2 protein-coding genes and 1 pseudogene are annotated in these 1,169 nt (G+C 74.0%); 2 read left to right on the top strand and 1 reads right to left on the bottom strand.

What is annotated here, in order from left to right:
- On the bottom strand, nucleotides 1-498 hold a 498-nt coding region (locus B8460_RS13040; protein WP_048862039.1), incomplete at its 3' end, for an ROK family protein.
- 74 nt (nucleotides 499-572) lie between these two features.
- On the opposite strand from B8460_RS13040, the gene B8460_RS13035 reads away from it, so the two are divergent.
- Both B8460_RS13035 and B8460_RS13030 read left to right on the top strand, forming a co-directional pair.
- Nucleotides 573-830 carry a sulfurtransferase TusA family protein gene (locus tag B8460_RS13035; protein ID WP_048862038.1) on the top strand — a complete coding sequence of 86 codons (258 nt, stop codon included), beginning with the start codon at nucleotides 573-575 and terminating at the stop codon, nucleotides 828-830.
- A gap of 9 nt (nucleotides 831-839) precedes the next feature.
- Nucleotides 840-1,169 (top strand): annotated as a pseudogene (locus B8460_RS13030) (histone deacetylase family protein); the annotation flags it as partial.

Raw genomic sequence — 1,169 nt, 5'->3', positions numbered from 1 at the left:
GTGCGGCCACGGCAGGGGCGTGTGGCCCCATTCGCCGGCGATCTTGTTGCGACCCGGCAGCACGCGCCCGTGCGCGACGATTCCGCCGCCGCAGCCGGTGCCGAGGATGACGCCGAACACCACGTCGTGCCCGGCCCCCGCGCCGTCCGCCGCCTCGCTCAGGGTGAAGCAGTTGGCGTCGTTCTCGACCCGCACCTCCCGCCCGAGGCGGCGGCTGATATCGACGTCGAACGGGTGGCCGTTGAGCGCGATCTTCGACGAGTTCTTCACCAGCCCGGTCGCCGGGCTGATCACGCCGGGGATGCCGATGCCGACCGTCATCGTCTGTCCGACCGCTGCCTCGGCCTGCTCGACCAGCCCCGCCACGGCCTCCACCGCCGCCGGATAGTCGTGCGGCGTGGGCACGCGCCGGCGCAGCGCCTCGCTGCCGTCCGGAGCGATCACCGCGATCTCGATCTTGGTGCCGCCGAAGTCGATGCCGATGCGGTGCGCTGTCATGGCGGCAGGATGCGGCGGGGCGCCCGGGCGCTCAAGCGCCTTGCGGAGCGGGCGGGCGTTGCACAGGATGGCGCATGGCCGAGACCGTGCTGGACGTGAAGGGGCTGAACTGTCCGCTGCCCGTGCTGCGCGCCAACAAGGCGCTGCGCGGTCTCGCGCCCGGCGAGCGGCTGCGCATCCTCGCGACCGACCGCGCGGCCGTCGGGGATTTCCAGGCCTATTGCCGCGAGACCGGCCACGACCTGCTTGCCTGGAGCGAGGAGGCAGGCGTGTTCAGCTTCGTGATCCGCCGCCGCGCCGCCGATGCCGATCCCGCCCCCGAGGGCGGCTGAGCCGCGGCGATGCCAACCACGCTCCTCATCACGCATCCGGCCTGTCTCGACCATGATCCGGGGGCCTGGCACCCCGAATGTCCCGACCGGCTGCGCGCCGTGCTGGGCGCGCTGGAGGACCCGGCCTTCGAGTCGCTGGTGCGGGAGGCGGCGCCGGCGGCGACCCCGGCGCAGCTCGGCCTCATCCATCCGGCCAGCCATGTCCAGTCGCTGCTCGCTCTTCGTCCGGCGGCGGGCGAGCTTGTGCAGATCGACGGCGACACCGCCGTGGGCGCCGGCAGCATCGACGCGGCGCTGCGCGCGGCCGGCGCCGCGCTGCGCGGCGTGGACGCCGTGCTC

The sequence above is a fragment of the Acidisphaera rubrifaciens HS-AP3 genome, assembly GCF_000964365.1.
Classification (GTDB): Bacteria; Pseudomonadota; Alphaproteobacteria; order Acetobacterales; family Acetobacteraceae; genus Acidisphaera; species Acidisphaera rubrifaciens.
Note: the sequence above shows the minus strand (reverse complement) of the source record. Positions and strands in the feature narration are given on the sequence as shown.